Raw genomic sequence first — 16,111 nt, 5'->3', positions numbered from 1 at the left:
GTCCTACCAGGCCGCGGCGCCCTTTGTGTGCAGGCAGAACCAAACCCGTTCTGGAAGCCGTATGGCGCAATGATGCTGGGCTCGGGGGCGACGGCTGACGACATCGTGCGCACGCTCGTTCGGCCCGACCCCAAGCGCGAGGAACGGCAACTCTTGGCCTTGGGGAGTGACGGCACGTTTGCGGGATTCACCGGCCGCAACTGCCCGCCGCAAGCTGCGCACATCGCGGGCGATGGATTCATTGTCGGCGGAAACTTCCTCGCCAGCCTTGAAGTGCTGCAGGCCATGGCGCGGGTTGCTGGACTGAAGACCATGCCAGTGCGGTCCCGGCTGAGTTGCGCGCTTGACCTGGCCGAAGGCGCTGGTGGTGATCTGCGCGGCAGTCGGTCGGCCTGCATCGTGGTCAATCGCGACGTGCACGCCGTCGACAATAGCGACTATCCGCTGGCTGACCTGTCGGGCGGCGGTAATGTCTTCGCTGCGATCACCCAACCGAACTCATATAGGGCGCCTGGAGGCCTGCTTTAAGATGAGGAGGATTGCACCGCACGCCGTGAAAGAGCTCGACCGCTACGGCCCGCTTGCCGTCCAGCCGTTGCCGCTGTCGTCGCCTGTTTGGGACGGCGCCGACATCACCGCGGCCGATGCCGCTGCGCTCCAGGCACATTTCCGCCGAGGGATTGCGCCGCTGATCGAGGTGACATACGCAAACGATCCGGCTCGCTATTTCGAGATCCTCGCGAGCTTGCGCCCGCACCTGTTTCCCGAGACTTAGGAGTCTGATCAATGGATCTGTACGCATCGAATTGGAATGAAGACGACAATTCCAACAGCAGCGCTGCGCCGGATGGCGCGCCTGAAGGCATGGCACCTTCAGGAATAATGTGTTGCGCGCGCATCAGGGGGCCATCAAGCGGTTTGTTAACCAGCAGATCCCCAAGACCACGGTCGGTACCACGACCGCGTTTACCCTGAGCTATTCGACGGCGCCCGGCGCCTTGGTCGACGGCATGAAACACGTCGTCTGTTTCAACGCCGCGAACAGCGATGCACCGACGCTCAACGTGAATAGCTTGGGAGCGATCCCGCCTGCGCTATTTTCTCGGCTGGATCGTGGCGGCCAGTACCGGCGGCTCTATGGACGGCGGATGCGATATTCACTGTCTACTACCACAGCAGCAGTGGGACCTACCGCATCGCCAACCTGCCCGACCGCACGGGCATCATTGAGGCGTTCGCCGGCGCCACGGCCCCGGCGGGCACCTTTGCTTTGCTATGGCCAGGCTATCAGCCGCACGGCCTATGCCGGCCTGTTTGCGCCGCTCAGCACGGCGCACGGGACCGGTGACGGCAGCACGACGTTCAACCCGCCGGACCTGCCAAGGCGCGTGACGGCAGGCAAGGATGATATGGGAGGCAGCGCAGCCAGCCGGCTCACCGGCACGTCGATGTCACCGAACGGCACAACGCTTGGTGCGTCAGGCGGCCTCCAGCAGGCGAATACAGGAGGGGCCAGCAGTCTTGCCCCTGTCAGGAATGATGCTTCCAACATCAACGTCGCCCAGGAACACAGCCACACCGTGACCGTCGTTCAGCCGACCATGCTCATCAACTACGTGATCAGAATCTAGAAGCGCCACCCGCAACTAGCGGCGGTACCAGTTCGCGCGCTCGACCCTCCACTGTGGCTCTTTGGACACAGTGTTTGGTCCATCCAAGCTGCTACGCAGATTAGTGCGGAACACCACACATTCTACCAAAAGGTGCGGTTAACCTGACGGCGTAGGGTTTCGAGAAAGGAGGCAGGCAATGCGAGCACGAAGGTTCCTCATTGCCATTGCGTTCGTTTTCGGCTTGGCGTCTTTATTCCCGAAGTGAGTTGGTCAGAAAGCGTCGGGGTCACAAACAAGTATGTGACCATGGAATGGTCGTTCCGGAACAATCACCCGAACATAGCATACATGCAGCTGTATGCGGTGGAAGGGCAGCGCGTCTATCCAGACGTAAACAAGTACTACAAGCTGGACGATTCGGATGCTCACCCCTCTAAGATCAAGTGCTGGGAGGGGGAAAAAATCTGTTACGGCGCTTGGGTCAATAAGCGCACGGAGTGGGGCGTGGGCAGAGACAACAAGCATCGCTGCAAGGATTGCTGTGTCAGCTGCACGGGCGGAAACGTGGGCACAATTAATCTCAATCCGTAAGCGGCGCAGCGGATCTTCCGTGGAAGAGAGACGCACGACCAATGGTCTCTCTTCCATGTGGCGGGCAGACTCGCCGCCACAAAACGCTCCAGTGAGTCAGATTTCGACTGCGGCGGCCATCCGCTGATTGGTGGTTGGTTGTCGTCTAACTGACCAATTCCCGCGTTGTGAATTCACGGTGCCGAGTCCCACGGATCATTGTTCCCTGGCGCCCCGGATCGGATACGAGATTCGCTTCAATAGTCGCAGCTTGCGTAGTTGCATGACCGGCGGCCGCTTGACAACCAGCCTGTTGAATTCTTGCCACCCAGGATCGCGCCGCATGCAGGCTATGGAAGATGTCGACCGGCCCTTCGTGGGCGGTGGCGGCGGCGAACTGCCGGGCAAAAGTACCCCGGTCGGCGGCGACGATAAAGGCAATCGGCCCGCGCTTGTCCGGGTCACCACGCAGGGTTTGCGCGAACTGCGCAATATCGGCGGGAGCGAGGTCGAGATGAGCGCCCGCTACCTCGACGATTTTTGCGAACCGGCGAACGCGGGCTTCAGCAAGCTTCTGCGCCGTGCCTCGCACCTCGTCGGAAGTAAGCGTACCGCGGGCAACAATCGTCACTAGCCTATGGAGCGGCGAAATCTCCACATAAATCGGCATCCAAACCCTCCGAGACGCAGACCTACCGGAGACTCTGATTACTCTTGGAATGCGCCATCGCCATGGCACTGCCCGCTCTGGTTCGGATAAATCGGGGCAAGTCCGACTTTGACCAGACTCAATTGTACCTGCGATTACGATTTACAGGCTCCGGCGCTGGCGCTGGGGCAGCCATCAACATGAGCACAGCGAAGCCCGCGATGCCAGAGAACGCGGAACTTGCGAACGCGAGCAGGATGCGTCGGCGCTGGTAGCGTCTCCGCAGGTGATGCTGGTACTCGCGACGACCCATGCCAATCGGCCGATCGTCACGCTCCATCGCGTCCACCAGGTCTTTCGTCCCTTTCCACCACCCCCATGCTCCACCCGCGACACAAAACAGTCCGAGTGTCACGACGATGAGCCAACTCATGTCGCGAGGCTTTTCGACGCTGTAGGCCGCACCGCAGCCGGCTGCATTATTTCGCCCATCTCCCGAGCCTTACCGTGCACGGGTCTGCACGATCCGATCGCGGCTTGGCCGACCTTAGCCGCGGATGTCAGGCCCCGTCTGCTACCCGGCCACTTCGATGTGGTGGTACTCCGAAAGAGACACAGATTCTCCGCTGCCGAACCTAGAACGGGTTGTGCTTGATCCTCGATGCTCGCTTTAGGTGTGGGATCTAGGGCAGCAACGATTGGGGTGAGCAAATGTACATGGAGCTTGTGGCGAAGGATGCATTTGGCCGGCGGGGCCTGGGGTGTCTTTGGCGGTCAACTCCTGCCCGGCATATCTGGACGGCCTGCGGGTGTGGTAGCATTCCCCGCGCAATTGTTGGTGGTCTTCGGTGGATCGGAGCGGGCGCTTCAACTTCTGGCGCATGTTGATCTGCAGCCGAGCGATTACGCCGCCGCGGGTCATGCGAGGGCTTTGGCTGGGCGTTACCCAGTGGCCTTGGTTGGCTTTGGTGGTCTTGGCCTGCCTAGCGGTGGGTATCCTGCAGCTTGACCAGCGACAAGGCTCGCCGCGGCCGAGCACCGCCAGCAGCCAGTCTCCGAAGCCGACGCAATCCGCCCCGCCCAAATTGACTTGGTAGAAGGGCGTCGCCGCGAGGGCTGGTTTTTGACTCGTACAGCGGGTTTTGCCTCTTGCCGGACTCCGGGACTCACCAACCCGACAAAGCGCTCCGGTGAGTCAGATTTTGACTCTGCGGGACCATTCTATTCTCCGCCCGCTCTCGCGATCGGCGCGGGTACGCCCAGTCGCGTATTGGAGCCGTGAAGAAACCGCCGCATTGGCACCCTAATAGCGTCAGGGAGAGGCAATTTGGGAGGCTGAGGAATTTCTGGCTGTACGGGGTACGACTCGGCGTACTCCATCAACGCCTGGCGGATTTCCAGCTCTGTTTGCTCTTCGGATGCTAGCCGGGGAAGTCGCGGAACTCCTTGACGAGGTTGTACGGAATTTTCCACCCGGCGCCTCCCCGCGCATCAGCATTTTGATGTCTTCCGCCCTATTTTCTTTTCTGGTTTTCGGATCGATCTCCAGCGTGTGGCCTTGGCTGTCCCAAGGTTTGGTCGCGCTCTTTGAGTAGTAGCCAAGAAAATGCCCGGCTTCATGGGCAGATGTGTTAGGCCCGCGTTGCGAGCAGATGAAGGCGAGGTCCAGCCCTCGAGCAAACGAGCCATTGGGGAAGGAGCCATTGGAGAAAAGCTTATCGACGCAGAAAATGGTTAGATGGGCGCCCGGAACTTTGTGTTTGACGAAGAAGCCCTTCAATTTTTCGACATCGATCACATCGGGAAAGGTCGCTAGGCTCGTATCCTTCATGCCAAGGGCCTTGGCGAGCTCCTGTTTGACGGAAGCCTGCGAGTCGTCGATGACCACCCTGTCGCTTGGCACCCGCTCGAAGCGGATGTTGGCCTGCGGCCTCCATATATTGTTCATCGTCAGCAATTCAGGTTGATCGTTGCAGGGGTTCTTGGCGTGAAACGCCGGAGCGCCCCCATTCCCCGGAACCATGACATTGCGGAACGCCACCTTAATCTTGATTTCTGGCAGCACGGCGACCTGGAGCTTGGCTTCCATCGTCTTGTTAGCCGATCGCGCTATCACAACGAGGCCAGGAAAACCGATCTTACCCCGGCCCTTGATTTCGAAAAACCGTGCGTCGCCATTGAAGATGGCGGGCAGTGACGCCGCCTTGAGCTGCGGATCGATGTCGGGTTCGGAGAAGGTGTCTCTGACTTGTATTACACGTGTACGGATCTGGGCGGCATCGATCTCCTTGATCTCGAGGGCATGGGCAGGCTCGAATTTGAGCTTTCTTCCGGGATCGATCAGCGCGACGATGTTGTCGCCGCCGAGCGGCACCACCATGCCCGGCGGGCTGCGGCGCTCATCGATGCCGGAGCAGCGAAAAACCTCTTGAAAACCGACCATGTCTGGTTCTCCTGTCCTAGCTCGTAAACAGACACTATCGCACGATCGAGCATCTAGCCCCGGTCGACGGCCACCGCGATGATAGCCCGCCGTCAGGCCGTTGCGGCGGTTCAGGTATTCGGAGGACGGGCGGCGATCATTCCCACGCTTTCGACTGACAACGCGGTTCTTAACAAGCTCCATCCAGATCTTGTTGATACCCCGACCCGGTTTACTTGATGGACGGGCCTCCAAGATGGTTATCCGTTCACGCAGCCTGCCTCCGGCGCCAAACTTCAAGCGCCAGTCTAAACCACCGAGAAAGCCCATCGCCGGTCCGGCCGATTGTAGATTTCATGACCCAGCCGATACATGATCGATATTGTGTTCCCGCCGCTTGCTATCACGCCACCATAGGATGTCTTGGCAGCGGCTTCCGAGTCTACATGCATCGGCCAAGGATCGTTTTGTTGATTGTAGGTCAGCATCTCAACCCCATCGACAACGTGTTCGCTCGACTCCCAGCTATCGCCGATCGATCTCGCGGACGTCGATGAAAAGTCTGTCGGCCGCGTGAAGGTCGGCATCACATTCCAAGGCGACCAACGTGTCTACAGGGGTATGGTCGAGCGCATCGCAACGACTACCAAGGGTATGCAACGCATCAATCCAGGGGGCGGGACGTCGTCGGCGGATGCCCGTATCGTCCAAGTCGACGTCATGTTCGATGACACGGCAAACGCTCCGCAAGTGCTAGGACGTGAGGCGCGTGTCGTGTTTCTCGAGTGGGAATAAGCCCAACCTTACTGGCGCCGCGCGACTCTTCCCTCAGATCCTGCTCGACTAGGTGAACTAAATACAACTTCTCCCCTCTGCGGGCCGAGCGAGCGCAAGGATGGCTCAGGGAAATGGCGATCGACGAGCTAGGCGGGTGCAATCGGTCCTTGACACCGAAGTTACGGACAGGCCCTGCTGAGGCGCTTTGCTGTGTCGGCGGCACCGGAGCGGCAGTGTCACCCGCCATCGCGTTCTTGGTCGGCGGGCTGACGCCTCGCCCGGCGGGGGGTGGGAAATAGCCGGGCGAGGCCTGACCGCCGTCGTGGGGGAACGGTTCTGACGGCCTGTGCCATTGTAAGCCGCAGACGCGAGGCCTCGCCCTCCGAGGAGGTGTCGCCCCCGTCCTTTCTTTGTATCAATCGTATTGCGAGGGCCTTGCGCCTCTCATGCTCGCCCACGGCCGTGATATTCTTTCCGCGGTGTGAGGGCCCCCAGTGACCAGAGACGACAGGAAGCTCGCCGAACTCGAGACCGGTCTGCAGCGGCTGCGCGACGATCTCAATTGTCTATCGGCCAAGGTCAACGCGGAGCCGAGAAACACTAGCCTAGTAATTCGCCGGCTCAATCTCATGGGGCGGATCGTGGCAACGCAGGAGACTGTCGATCAACTGCGCGGCAGCGTAGGGCATTGCCATTGAGCCTGCGAGCCGGCTGCCCAGGAAGCTCCGTCCGGCTTGGGGCACGGCGCGGAATGGGAGAGCAACTCGGTGCAAAACCGCTGGTAAATGCTAGCTCTGACGGTGCTCGCTGCACTGGCAATTGTCAGTGGGATTTCCGAGGTGGCGACCCAGAGGGCTAAGGCCAGTGTGGTGGCGTGGAGCGACCGCTGAGCCCCGTTGCGACGTCCCTCCTCAACGTGATCGTGTGGTGGCCGCTGTGGGCAAAGTTGCGGGAACAGGGGCTCGACTTGAGGACCTAGTGTAGCGTGATGCCCGCGCACTCTCGCGCTCCACACTAGGATGCAAACTATGGCTTCAGGCACGGTAAAGTGGTTCAACGCCACCAAGGGATTCGGCTTCATTCAACCTGATGGCGGCGGGAAGGATGTGTTCGTCCACATCAGCGCCGTTGAGCGAGCAGGTCTGCACGGCCTCAACGAAGGGCAGAAGGTCAGCTACGAAGTCCAAACCGAGCGCGGCAGAGACGCGGCAGTTAACCTCAAGGCTTAGCTTGGAGCATCGAGCGGCGGCTTCGGCCGCCGTTCCTTTTTCGGGCATCCTGGTGTGAGGCGCCGGCGGAGACGGCAAATCGTTTCCCAGATCGTGTTGGTACCAGGCCTGACCCGCCGAGCCAGGCTTGGGGCAAGGCCTCGGCGGCTGGCGAGACTTTAGCAAACGGCGCTGTCGCCCCGGCCAATGCGGGCCTTCTCGCGCCGCAAGAGCCGATTTCCGGCAGCGCTTCCCCAAAGCGGCCGGCTGCTTGGGCCGGCGAGCTCGTGTGCGCACTCCTCTCGCCTGCAGCGCCTTGGCGATCGATCGGAGACCTTGCACACCCGCGCGCTGAAGATCCTCGATGATTGCCCGCGTTCCGGCATTGGCCTCGCGCGCGTAGTTCGATCGTGCCAGGCGCGCCTTCGCTGCCAGGCAGGGAGGATAAGCCAGCGCGTCAGCCACATATCCGTTCGTTCAAGGACCGCGTGGCGACACGGCGACGGCAATTAGTCACCGGGCCGAGTCTTCACTTTCCTGCTTCGGCCCCCATATCTTCGGCAGCCGTCGGAGTATCGAAAGGCAACGCGCTTTCTCGTGTGTCTGTAGCATACCCAACACCTACCGGCATGCCCGACGGCCCTGATCCAAAGGCTCAAGAACCTTCCGCTAGGCGTCTAGGAATTCATAGATTCCTGCTCCCTTTCCAAGACGGCGGAAGCGGCCGGCAGCTGCCTTCAAGCCAACGACGGCAGTCACGCAAACGCTCTTGATGTAGAGTCGTGGCTGCTTCTCTTCATCCCCCGTCCCAGTCAAGGCCGCGCCTTCGTGCGGTCCGCCAATTTATGCAAAATCGCGAGGCTCTTGCGGCCTACTCTGGGGATGCTCGCCAGCTCCAAAGCATTGGCTGAGCGGAGGTCATCCACTTTGAGGAAGCCTGCATTGGCCAAAGCCCGGGCAGTGCCGAGCGGTAGACCCTTGCGCTCCCAAGCCTTTGACGCCAACCAATACTCTTCGAATGACGAAGGTTTGTGCCTGACGCGAGACATCGCCTCAAATCCACTTATGATTGGCCCCTGCACGCCCTTTCTACGGTAGGGATTGCAGCTCGAGCCAGAGACGTTGCGCGACCCATCGTGGGTCATGAAAGTCTTCTTGATAGTCGGTCTTGAGACTGGGGCGCCATCGCCCTCGGGCCGGTTCGGGATCAGCGATTGCTTCCAGCCATAGCACTACGCTATGACGCGCACACCATCGACCTGACAGGTATCGCCATCAAGCTGGCGGTGCTGAGCGAATCCGACTGCAGCGAGGATGTGACCAGCATCGTGCGCGATCTGGCTGCCGCCGGCATCGTCACGCCGCGCGCTGTAGGACTGGAGATGACCGCGAGCCCGACAGCAGACAGCGCGCCCGGACAGCCGGGCCGGCAACACCAGCGGTCGGGCGGACACCGGGGTCGCTTCCCACTTTCTCGAGACGTGGCCCCGGGGGCGGGCCAAGCCAACAGTGGGAGTTACTTCACAGACACTACTGGGTAGGTGGTTCCCCTGGAGTTTTTGAGACTAACTTTGCCAGCGCTATCCTTTAGGTACTGATCGCAACGGTTGCCACCGCTGTCAAAGTCCACACACACCCTGTCGCCCTGCGCTGACCACTTTCCTCTCGATGTCTGCCCACTGCTTCTCGCCCAATATTCATACTTGCCGTCGGCTTTATAGGTGGCAATGCCATCGCTCAGTTCGACGGCCTTTCCGGAGACATATTTTTTAAGTTCGTCCCCGGACATCGCCTGCTGTGCAGACACTGCGTTCGCGAACAAGATCAGGCACAACGTCGCTATACATTTCTTCATCTCAGCTCCCTTAGTTTCAACGTGAATGTGACAGACGCCCCAGTCCTGCATTGGAGATCTGAATAAGAGCCGCCGCTTCCAGGGGACTCAACTCGACGGGTTATCTGTCCATCGTCCCCTCCCAGAGTAGGATGGCGAAACTTGGCAGATCTGCGAGCGCACGGAGTCGCAACTACCTCTAGAGATCGGGCTCTACCTCCAATGGATGTGGCCACCTGTGTGCGTGCGTCCCTTCTTAAGGACTTGGTCCGCACCACCGCTATCCCGGTTTTTCGGCCCGTGGCATCGATTTAGGCTCCGTCTGGGAGCCGAGACTCACCCCAGCATCAAAGTCGTCCATGAGTCAGAAAACGACTCTGGCGAGCCAGGTCAAACAGAGCCGGTCCGGTGACCATGAGGGAAGGGATGATCCGGGGGAAGAAGCGCTTCGTTCGACGGGAACCGGGGACGTTGTTGTCATCTGCTCCGCCGAACCCAACGGCGCCAAAGCATTCACGCTTCGATACAAGGCCGAGGTGAAGAACGGCGTAATACAAGGCCAGTACGGCACCAAAGACCAGCCTGGCTCCCAGTCCATCGACGGCCAGATCGAACCGACGGCACCGCGATGTTGACGGCAAGTGGTCTCGTTGGGAATCCCGAGATGGCGTACAAGCAAAATAGGGAAAACCATCCGTATAACTACAAGGTAAGCGCCCGATTTGAGGGCAACAAAGGAACCGGCAGCAGACAGCAGGATCGATCCTGCACCTTCAGCTTTGCGAGGAAATCCTAGGCTTGTGGACGTCGCCAAACGTGCGGAGGCTTGCCGCAACATTGCGCTTCCTGACCTTCCAGACCGGCGTTGAGGAGAGAGCGGCGCTACGCCAGGGCGGCCCAGAATGACGAATAGATCGCACGGTTACTAACCCAGACTGGCGCGTTGATTCGCTGAAGAATGGACCGCTCGACTGTTGCCTCCCGCGGCAAACTCAGGAACTGGCGGGATCCACGACTGTCAGCGGCGTCGACTGAGCCACGGCCACATTTCGCTCTGTGCTGCCGACCAACTTCAAGAAGTGGCGCCTGTTAGCCCGAACGACCAGGTTGGCGAGCAATATTCGATTTTGGCCCAAGTCCAGCTAGGGGTCCCCACCGAATAATGCGCGGGCACTTTCCTCCCCAAGATCGGTTAACCGCCAAGACCTTCCATCCCACTGGATGAATTGAAGTACTAATAGCTTGTGCAGCTCGCTCACACCCACGGTTCCGCCGAGCAGGCTCTCCCCGCCATCTCTAATGCGTCGCAAAGCACTCTCTTGTTCTGGTGTGAGTGGCGGCTGTCCTTCCTTCATGGCTTTCCGGATGCAACGCCGTTGGCCGCGGTTCCCCTGGTCTTCGGAACGCCAGGAGTGTCTTGAAAGTTCCTTCACGGACTCCGTCGTGGCGGATGCGGAATCGCCCGGACCACCTGCCTCGCGGGCTTGTCCTCTCGCTGCGCCTGATACGAGACCTGCCGCAGTAGGTTGTCCTCCGTCCAAGTCAGGTAGGCGACCTCGACGACAAGCACCGGCTTTACCCAGTGCACCCTCGACAGCTTTAACGGCGGGCAAATCGGCTGTCGCGCCGCGGCGCCACAGCGAGCGGCATGCTTTGACCTGCATTGCGGGATGAAAATCTCTGTCTATCCAAGTACCTCTTTTGAGGTACCACCGGGCGCCAGTCCGGCGGCCTCATCCGTCTCTCAAAGACCACACACCGCGGCACGTATAAGTGTTAACCAAAGCTGGCCCTCGCCTCCAATCAAGGCGGCGGGATGGTCTTTTTGAGAAAACAGCCGAGGTTCGCGCGACTTTGGTCAATGCGAAAACTGCGAGCAAGGCGACAGATACTGGCGATGAAGGACCTAGCCGACGGCGCGCCGAAGGAACTTCTCTACGACATGGGGATATCGCGACGCCTGCTCAATCGCCTGATGTCGGCCGATCACTGGCGCACAATCGGCGATATTCGATATACGCCCGACGTAGTGTTGCGCCGCGAGCCGCAGATGGGAGATTCAACAATCGCCGAGCTGCGCACGTTCATTCCCTACGTCGCTCGCGATGGTGCCGACCTTAGTTGGTGGGAGCGGTGCTGCAGCGCTAAGCTGCGCCGGTATCAGTGAGACCGATCTAGACCCGTGCTCTTTAGCGTTGTCGATTCGGGCGTGCATGCGATAGCCGTCATATTTGATCTCGTGGACCCATTCCTTGCCCGCCGGCGCCTCGTCCACCAGGCGCGTGAGCTGCGGCTTGATCCACTTGGGCGGCCGAGATGTTGTTACCACGACGATCAGTGGAGCATATTCAGTCTACCTGCCCAAGCGCCACCACGGCCGATTGGCAGTTGCTGCGGCCCTCACTGCAGTTCGTTCCTCGGCGTCGGCCTTCTCACGCGCCTTTGTGGCTTCGAGCCGGTCAACCCGCTCACAGCCTGCGCGACGCGCTCGCGCAAGGCCTGCTCGGAAGCCGCATCGAGAGCTAACTTGCGGGCCACAAGACTGGCTCTGGAACCTCGACCTCGGTCTCCCCCGTGTCGTTGCGCACGCGCATGGGCCATCTATTTCGACGCGCACGGGCGGCGACGGTGGAGGGCGAAAGCCCAAGACGTTTGCTTGCGGCCAAGTAGGTCAGCCATTCCGCGGGAGACGTTCAGGGGAGATGTCTTTATCCGCTTCTGCCATCGCCGGGCCCCGTCGCCCACCAAAGTAAAAGGCCGATCCGTCATCCCTGCCGGATCGGCCAGTGGCACAAGACCGGGCGGGTTAGGCCAAAGGTCTTCATGCGCTCGCGAGCCAACGCCGATGGGACAGCGCAGGTTGCGATCAATCGCCAGGGTCGCCCCAAACGCCGAAGGCAGGGCCCGAATAGGCGCTGCAGCTCGGCACGGTGGGCGGTCAACGAGAGGCAACAACCGATCTGACTGTAGATGACAGTCAGCTTGGGAGCCGCCCCTGCAGCTTGGCCGAACGACGCGCCTTTTCAGCACGGAGCTTGAGGCAACGTTGCTTTGCCTTAGGCCGATGTTTGCGCGGGTTTCTCATGGCTTCCACCCATGGGCTGTTTGAAACCAATCGACCGTGCGCGGCCCCTATAGCCCACGCCAGGGCCTGCCTTTGACTCGTGGAGGGGTTTGGCCTCTTGTCGGGCCTCCACAGGCTCACCGGCCGACGAAACGCTGCAGCGAGTCAGATTTTTGGCTCTGGCGGGTAAACAGTCTCCGATGAGATATTGCGACTGCGGCTTGGGAAGGAAAGCCAGAGATTAAGGGGTGCCAAATGCCGATCCGTTGGGGAGTAAATCATGCAGCTCGGCTTGTTTCTGCGACCGGAACAGGCGTGCTGGTCAAGACAGATTTTGATGCCTACTTGGATGACTTGGCATCGGCGGCGACACTGACCTATGGCAAGATTTTCCGTATGGACAACTGCCGTCTTGCGTTGAGCAAGGATGATCTTGTCTCGATTGGAGCGCGCATCCGAAGCCACGAAGTGGACCAATTGATGGGCAGGGTCGCAGTAGTCGCGACGTCTGATGAGATCTACGAGCAGGCCGAGAAGTTCAACACTAAAGTACTTGCCGCGAGACCATTGCGTGTCTTTCGCGATGTCGCCTCCGCATTCGCCTGGCTCAGTGAGGTGCCGATCGATCCCGCCCAGTTCGCAAACTTTCGTACCGTGGTGCGCTAGCCGCCGTCATGAAGCTCCTCGAGGAGCGCCATGGCGCCTAACGCTAATCACGTCCGGCTGACGCGTTAACTGTCGAGAGCGACCCTCGCTAAGGCAGCCCCGGCGCGCAGATGTGGAAAGCGCATCGAGGCTCCGCTAGCGGCTCGCGGCAGTGTACGCACCGCGAGGCATGTTCCGACATGTGAGCGCAGCGCCGCCGTCTCACTTTATACGAAAGGCTGCCTAGGCATACGGCGGCTCGCCGACCTGCCGGCCGAGCGTTAGTGCGGCGGTAGTGCCTCCAGCTGGTCGGCGGCGTCGATCAGGTCCTGACCGAAGGACCGCAGCCCTTCCGGACTGACGTTGCTGTGCCATACGACTTGGCGATCTGGAGTCACGGCGACAACCAAAAACGGGTACTCGATCCCGCGCTCCTTGAGCCGCTGACGGATCAGGACGTCGGCCTCGCCAAGGACTTCCTCGAGGATTTTGGGGTCTGTCATCGGGCGATCCTTACTCAGTCAAGAGCCTTGCTTCTGATCAGTCGGGCACAAACGAAGCGGCCCCACACCCTCATGCTGGAGGTGTGGGGCCTGACCGTTGCATCGTCGCCGCTCTGCTTGGGGAGAGCCGGCCAACGGCTGGCGACAAGCATATGTCGGCCCGCAAGCCTCAAACCTGAGAACGTATTGGTTACCTCTGATGCGCTCGGGGGTCGGCCCTCGCCCCCCGGCGCCGACCTTCCGCACGGCAAGCCACGCCAAGACCACGGCAGCGGCCTCGATCTCGATTGGATGCCCTGCGACAGCCGCTCTCCTCTACTGGCTGTTGAAAGGCTGAGGCCTCGCCGACCCAGCGTCCTGTTTCGGCTTACCGCGGGGACTTTCCCCTCGCAGCGGGGGGCTTTCCCCTCGCATATGTGACCTCCGGCGCATTGTTGGTAGCTCATTGGGCCTAACCACAGCCTGCTCGCGTGCGAGCTACTCTGCTGTAGCCCTCGCTCCAGGCACCCCAAACCAAGGGAGGGAGGGTTAGGCCTCGCATAGGTGCCCTCCTGTGCGGGGCCGCTCTGCATGAAGATTTGGGAGCCGGCGCCATGAAGCTGAGAATAGGAAGGGATGAGTTGGCAGTCATCTTGTCCATGTTTCTACTGGCCTTTTCTCCGGCAGCAGCAAAAACGCCCGTGGGCTATACTGACAGTGGATGGAAGGTCACTGTCGGCGAAGCTGCTTGCTGTCAGCGCAATGTCCTTGGCTCGGAACTAGGTCGGCTGGGGCGGTGCGTTAGCTATATGGGGCATGGGGTGAAATGGGAGATGTGCCCTCGGAGCGGCCGCTGAACACATAGGCGCCAATGCGTGTGCAGTCGTGCGCTCTTACTTACTGGCAGCCTCAGGTGGTGCTGCAATTACTGTAGCGAGAACCACACACGGCGATTAAAGAATGCAGGTCGCTATTGAGACAGGCGCACGCTTTGTCCGCGGAATTCCAGCAATTCAGCCAGACCCGGCGAGACCCACAGCCTGCGGCCTCGAGGTCCGCTCTGCGCTGCCCCGGCCGGGTCCGATGCCGCGTTCCTGTAACGCCTGGGCAATACCGCCCTTGAGTTCGAGGTTACCTGTAATGTGACGGACAAAGGCGCGATGGCGCGTCGTCACAAATGACCGGCGCTAGGCGAGCGCCTTACTCGCGCGTGAAGCTCACTCTTGAGCTACCTGCTGCCGCGATCATGTTGCCTTCGAGGCCATCCCGCCCCGTGCGGCTGAGCCTAATCGTGGTTCCGGTAGCAGTGCCACTTGCCGTTCCGGGGCCGCTCAGCGACAAGAGCCTGATGCTGTCGGCAGTGGTGGTGCACTCAGGCGCCCAGGGCGCGACATCTGCATATTGAACGGGCGCAAAACGGCAGACTGCCTTGCCGTCTTGTTGCTTCCGGATGATCAATACGAATGACGCTGTATCGATGGCGCTACCGCCTTTAGTATTCCTGACAGCCAGCCCGTTCCAGCGTCCCAGTGCCCAATCGCCCACGGTGCCGGTATAGGCCGTGGCAGGATTGGTTTGCTGCGGTATTGACTGCGCCGCTACCCCGGCTTGAAACGCGGAGACAATCAAGGGAAGCAAAAGGAAGCGCCACATTCAGTCACCGTAAACCGGTACCGCCAGCACCTTCAACGTGGCTGCGGCACGCGGCCAGCCACTGGGCAAGGCGACGAGTGGCCTTGGGACGGCAGGCCGATCGCCCCGCACTGGGCGCACCGGTAGCGTTAGTGGGCCTGGTTGTCTCGCCTCGGTGATGCTTCCAACTCATCAGCGATATTCTTCAAATCCTCGCTGAAAGACCGCAACACGTCCGGGTCGACGTTGCTGCGCAGAACGACCTCGCCGTCGGGCGTCGCTGCGATGACCAAATGCGGCAGGTCCAGACCGACCTCCTTCAGGCGGAAGCGAATGAGGACATCAGCCTCGGTGAGTACTTTCTCGACGGTTCGAACGGCATTTGTCATGGGTCAAACGTGCCACTGTTAAAGCCTCGGCTGCCATCGTGACTACGGGTCCTACCGGTCGCTATGCGGCAGCAATCATCGCGGCGAGCTGTTCGACCAAACGCCGGTAGTCGATCGGTGCGTCGGGACGAAGCCGGCCGGCTCGTAGAGCTTGGGTAGCTCAGCCTCCGACATTGTGCGCTCGCCCTCGGCGAAGTGCTCTTCCTCGAGCTGCCCAATCGCGTTCTGTACCTCGCTGACCTGCCAACGCGTCAGATTGATCTCGCCGCTTCGGCCTTGCGCAACAGGTTCGAGATGCGCTGCGCGAAGTTGCGGCGAGCGGTAACGATCGGCGTCGACATGCCGGCGTTGTTAGCACAGCGTCGCGCGGACGTTGCGTTGCATTCAAAGGCCGGTGAAGTCGCCCACCAAGATCGGCTACGAGAGTTCGCCTCAGCTCGAAAGGGATGCCTCTCACCGCCGGATCGGACTGGCAGGCACGAGCCCGACAATCATGACGCCGGCAAGCGGCGATGTGTCGGGATTGGTCAGATACCCGCGCGGCAGCTCAGGCGCGGGATTCTCCCGCACAGCAGCGGCCATCTCGACGGCGACAACGGGAAGATCGCCGGCGTAGGCTCTGTGGTGGTTGTAAGCAAATACGCCAATTACCGACAGGATTCCGAAGGCGAGAACCGCCTTATCGCTGATGACCATGCAAAAGCCCCCACGCCCCATCCCGAATTCGTCCAAAAAGTGACAAATCGGTGATAAAATTGTATTTAACCGCTTATTCGGGGGTCGACTCCAATATTTGCATATCTAAGCTGTCTTCAGGCTGCAAGCA

Annotated in this window: 18 protein-coding genes; 8 read left to right on the top strand and 10 right to left on the bottom strand. The window is 60.4% G+C overall.

Annotated elements, in window-relative coordinates:
• The 3 genes from RSO01_RS41805 to RSO01_RS41795 form a co-directional block, all read left to right on the top strand.
• Positions 1-528 (top strand): DUF1028 domain-containing protein (locus RSO01_RS41805; RefSeq protein WP_147156540.1); only part of this gene is annotated, 528 nt, incomplete at its 5' end.
• A gap of 25 nt (positions 529-553) precedes the next feature.
• Positions 554-775 (top strand): hypothetical protein, encoded by a 222-nt coding sequence (locus RSO01_RS41800; RefSeq protein WP_147156539.1) that lies wholly within the window; start codon positions 554-556, stop codon positions 773-775.
• Positions 776-887: 112 nt separating this feature from the next.
• Entirely contained in the window at positions 888-1,631 is a 744-nt protein-coding gene (locus RSO01_RS41795) for a tail fiber protein (RefSeq protein ID WP_246159173.1), read from the top strand.
• A 718-nt stretch (positions 1,632-2,349) separates the two neighbouring features.
• Here the strand turns inward: RSO01_RS41795 and RSO01_RS41790 are convergent.
• The 3 genes from RSO01_RS41790 to RSO01_RS50120 form a co-directional block, all read right to left on the bottom strand.
• Positions 2,350-2,853 (bottom strand): hypothetical protein, encoded by a 504-nt coding sequence (locus RSO01_RS41790; RefSeq protein ID WP_147156538.1) that lies wholly within the window; start codon positions 2,851-2,853, stop codon positions 2,350-2,352.
• Positions 2,854-4,144: 1,291 nt separating this feature from the next.
• Complete coding sequence (locus RSO01_RS41785) at positions 4,145-5,275, bottom strand: hypothetical protein (RefSeq protein WP_246159172.1); 1,131 nt, start codon at positions 5,273-5,275, stop codon at positions 4,145-4,147.
• Between the two features lie 287 nt (positions 5,276-5,562).
• Positions 5,563-5,841, bottom strand: a complete 279-nt coding sequence (locus RSO01_RS50120) for a MaoC/PaaZ C-terminal domain-containing protein (RefSeq protein WP_147156537.1) — start codon at positions 5,839-5,841, stop codon at positions 5,563-5,565.
• Positions 5,842-6,525: 684 nt separating this feature from the next.
• On the opposite strand from RSO01_RS50120, the gene RSO01_RS41775 reads away from it, so the two are divergent.
• Positions 6,526-6,729, top strand: a complete 204-nt coding sequence (locus RSO01_RS41775) for a hypothetical protein (protein ID WP_147156536.1) — start codon at positions 6,526-6,528, stop codon at positions 6,727-6,729.
• A 330-nt stretch (positions 6,730-7,059) separates the two neighbouring features.
• Positions 7,060-7,260: a cold-shock protein gene (locus RSO01_RS41770; RefSeq protein ID WP_147156535.1), complete on the top strand. Its 201-nt coding sequence runs from the start codon at positions 7,060-7,062 to the stop codon at positions 7,258-7,260.
• Between the two features lie 791 nt (positions 7,261-8,051).
• Here the strand turns inward: RSO01_RS41770 and RSO01_RS50115 are convergent.
• Both RSO01_RS50115 and RSO01_RS41765 read right to left on the bottom strand, forming a co-directional pair.
• On the bottom strand, positions 8,052-8,288 hold the full coding sequence (locus RSO01_RS50115) for a helix-hairpin-helix domain-containing protein (RefSeq protein ID WP_373867993.1): 237 nt from the start codon (positions 8,286-8,288) through the stop codon (positions 8,052-8,054).
• A 467-nt stretch (positions 8,289-8,755) separates the two neighbouring features.
• Positions 8,756-9,145 carry a hypothetical protein gene (locus RSO01_RS41765; protein WP_170303769.1) on the bottom strand — a complete coding sequence of 130 codons (390 nt, stop codon included), beginning with the start codon at positions 9,143-9,145 and terminating at the stop codon, positions 8,756-8,758.
• Positions 9,146-9,432: 287 nt separating this feature from the next.
• Here RSO01_RS41765 and RSO01_RS41760 point away from each other — a divergent pair, with 287 nt between their 5' ends.
• Positions 9,433-9,708, top strand: a complete 276-nt coding sequence (locus RSO01_RS41760) for a hypothetical protein (protein WP_147156533.1) — start codon at positions 9,433-9,435, stop codon at positions 9,706-9,708.
• A gap of 794 nt (positions 9,709-10,502) precedes the next feature.
• On the opposite strand, the gene RSO01_RS50110 is transcribed toward RSO01_RS41760, so the two are convergent.
• Positions 10,503-10,661, bottom strand: coding sequence for an ATP dependent DNA ligase (locus RSO01_RS50110; protein ID WP_373867992.1), 159 nt, complete (start codon positions 10,659-10,661; stop codon positions 10,503-10,505).
• Between the two features lie 309 nt (positions 10,662-10,970).
• On the opposite strand from RSO01_RS50110, the gene RSO01_RS41750 reads away from it, so the two are divergent.
• Together RSO01_RS41750 and RSO01_RS41745 are read left to right on the top strand one after the other, a co-directional pair.
• Positions 10,971-11,240, top strand: a complete 270-nt coding sequence (locus RSO01_RS41750) for a hypothetical protein (RefSeq protein WP_147156532.1) — start codon at positions 10,971-10,973, stop codon at positions 11,238-11,240.
• A gap of 1,152 nt (positions 11,241-12,392) precedes the next feature.
• Positions 12,393-12,803, top strand: a complete 411-nt coding sequence (locus RSO01_RS41745) for a hypothetical protein (protein ID WP_147156531.1) — start codon at positions 12,393-12,395, stop codon at positions 12,801-12,803.
• Between the two features lie 260 nt (positions 12,804-13,063).
• Here RSO01_RS41745 and RSO01_RS41740 read toward each other — a convergent pair whose 3' ends face one another.
• The 4 genes from RSO01_RS41740 to RSO01_RS41725 all read right to left on the bottom strand — a co-directional run bounded on the left by RSO01_RS41740 (position 13,064) and on the right by RSO01_RS41725 (position 15,981).
• A complete protein-coding gene (locus tag RSO01_RS41740) occupies positions 13,064-13,285 on the bottom strand; it encodes a hypothetical protein (protein WP_147156530.1) in 222 nt (73 codons plus the stop codon).
• A 1,179-nt stretch (positions 13,286-14,464) separates the two neighbouring features.
• Positions 14,465-14,917, bottom strand: a complete 453-nt coding sequence (locus RSO01_RS41735) for a hypothetical protein (protein WP_147156529.1) — start codon at positions 14,915-14,917, stop codon at positions 14,465-14,467.
• Positions 14,918-15,045: 128 nt separating this feature from the next.
• Positions 15,046-15,285, bottom strand: a complete 240-nt coding sequence (locus tag RSO01_RS41730) for a hypothetical protein (RefSeq protein WP_147156528.1) — start codon at positions 15,283-15,285, stop codon at positions 15,046-15,048.
• Positions 15,286-15,738: 453 nt separating this feature from the next.
• Positions 15,739-15,981: a hypothetical protein gene (locus tag RSO01_RS41725; protein WP_147156527.1), complete on the bottom strand. Its 243-nt coding sequence runs from the start codon at positions 15,979-15,981 to the stop codon at positions 15,739-15,741.
• Between the last annotated feature and the right edge of the window lie 130 nt (positions 15,982-16,111).

The sequence above is a fragment of the Reyranella soli genome (assembly GCF_007992495.1).
GTDB lineage: Bacteria > Pseudomonadota > Alphaproteobacteria > Reyranellales > Reyranellaceae > Reyranella > Reyranella soli.
This window is presented reverse-complemented; position numbering and strand designations above follow the sequence as displayed.

Excerpts from the sequence above, each read along its gene's own strand:
- RSO01_RS41765 (WP_170303769.1), bottom strand. The coding sequence starts at position 9,145 with ATGCAGGACTGGGGCGTCTGTCACATTCACGTTGAAACTAAGGGAGCT.
- RSO01_RS41740 (WP_147156530.1), bottom strand. The coding sequence starts at position 13,285 with ATGACAGACCCCAAAATCCTCGAGGAAGTCCTTGGCGAGGCCGACGTC.
- RSO01_RS41730 (WP_147156528.1), bottom strand. The coding sequence starts at position 15,285 with ATGACAAATGCCGTTCGAACCGTCGAGAAAGTACTCACCGAGGCTGAT.
- RSO01_RS41770 (WP_147156535.1), top strand. The coding sequence starts at position 7,060 with ATGGCTTCAGGCACGGTAAAGTGGTTCAACGCCACCAAGGGATTCGGC.
- RSO01_RS41750 (WP_147156532.1), top strand. The coding sequence starts at position 10,971 with ATGAAGGACCTAGCCGACGGCGCGCCGAAGGAACTTCTCTACGACATG.
- RSO01_RS41760 (WP_147156533.1), top strand. The coding sequence starts at position 9,433 with ATGAGTCAGAAAACGACTCTGGCGAGCCAGGTCAAACAGAGCCGGTCC.
- RSO01_RS50115 (WP_373867993.1), bottom strand. The coding sequence starts at position 8,288 with ATGTCTCGCGTCAGGCACAAACCTTCGTCATTCGAAGAGTATTGGTTG.
- RSO01_RS41735 (WP_147156529.1), bottom strand. The coding sequence starts at position 14,917 with ATGTGGCGCTTCCTTTTGCTTCCCTTGATTGTCTCCGCGTTTCAAGCC.
- RSO01_RS41790 (WP_147156538.1), bottom strand. The coding sequence starts at position 2,853 with ATGCCGATTTATGTGGAGATTTCGCCGCTCCATAGGCTAGTGACGATT.
- RSO01_RS41745 (WP_147156531.1), top strand. The coding sequence starts at position 12,393 with ATGCCGATCCGTTGGGGAGTAAATCATGCAGCTCGGCTTGTTTCTGCG.
- RSO01_RS41785 (WP_246159172.1), bottom strand. The coding sequence starts at position 5,275 with ATGGTCGGTTTTCAAGAGGTTTTTCGCTGCTCCGGCATCGATGAGCGC.
- RSO01_RS50120 (WP_147156537.1), bottom strand. The coding sequence starts at position 5,841 with ATGCCGACCTTCACGCGGCCGACAGACTTTTCATCGACGTCCGCGAGA.
- RSO01_RS41725 (WP_147156527.1), bottom strand. The coding sequence starts at position 15,981 with ATGGTCATCAGCGATAAGGCGGTTCTCGCCTTCGGAATCCTGTCGGTA.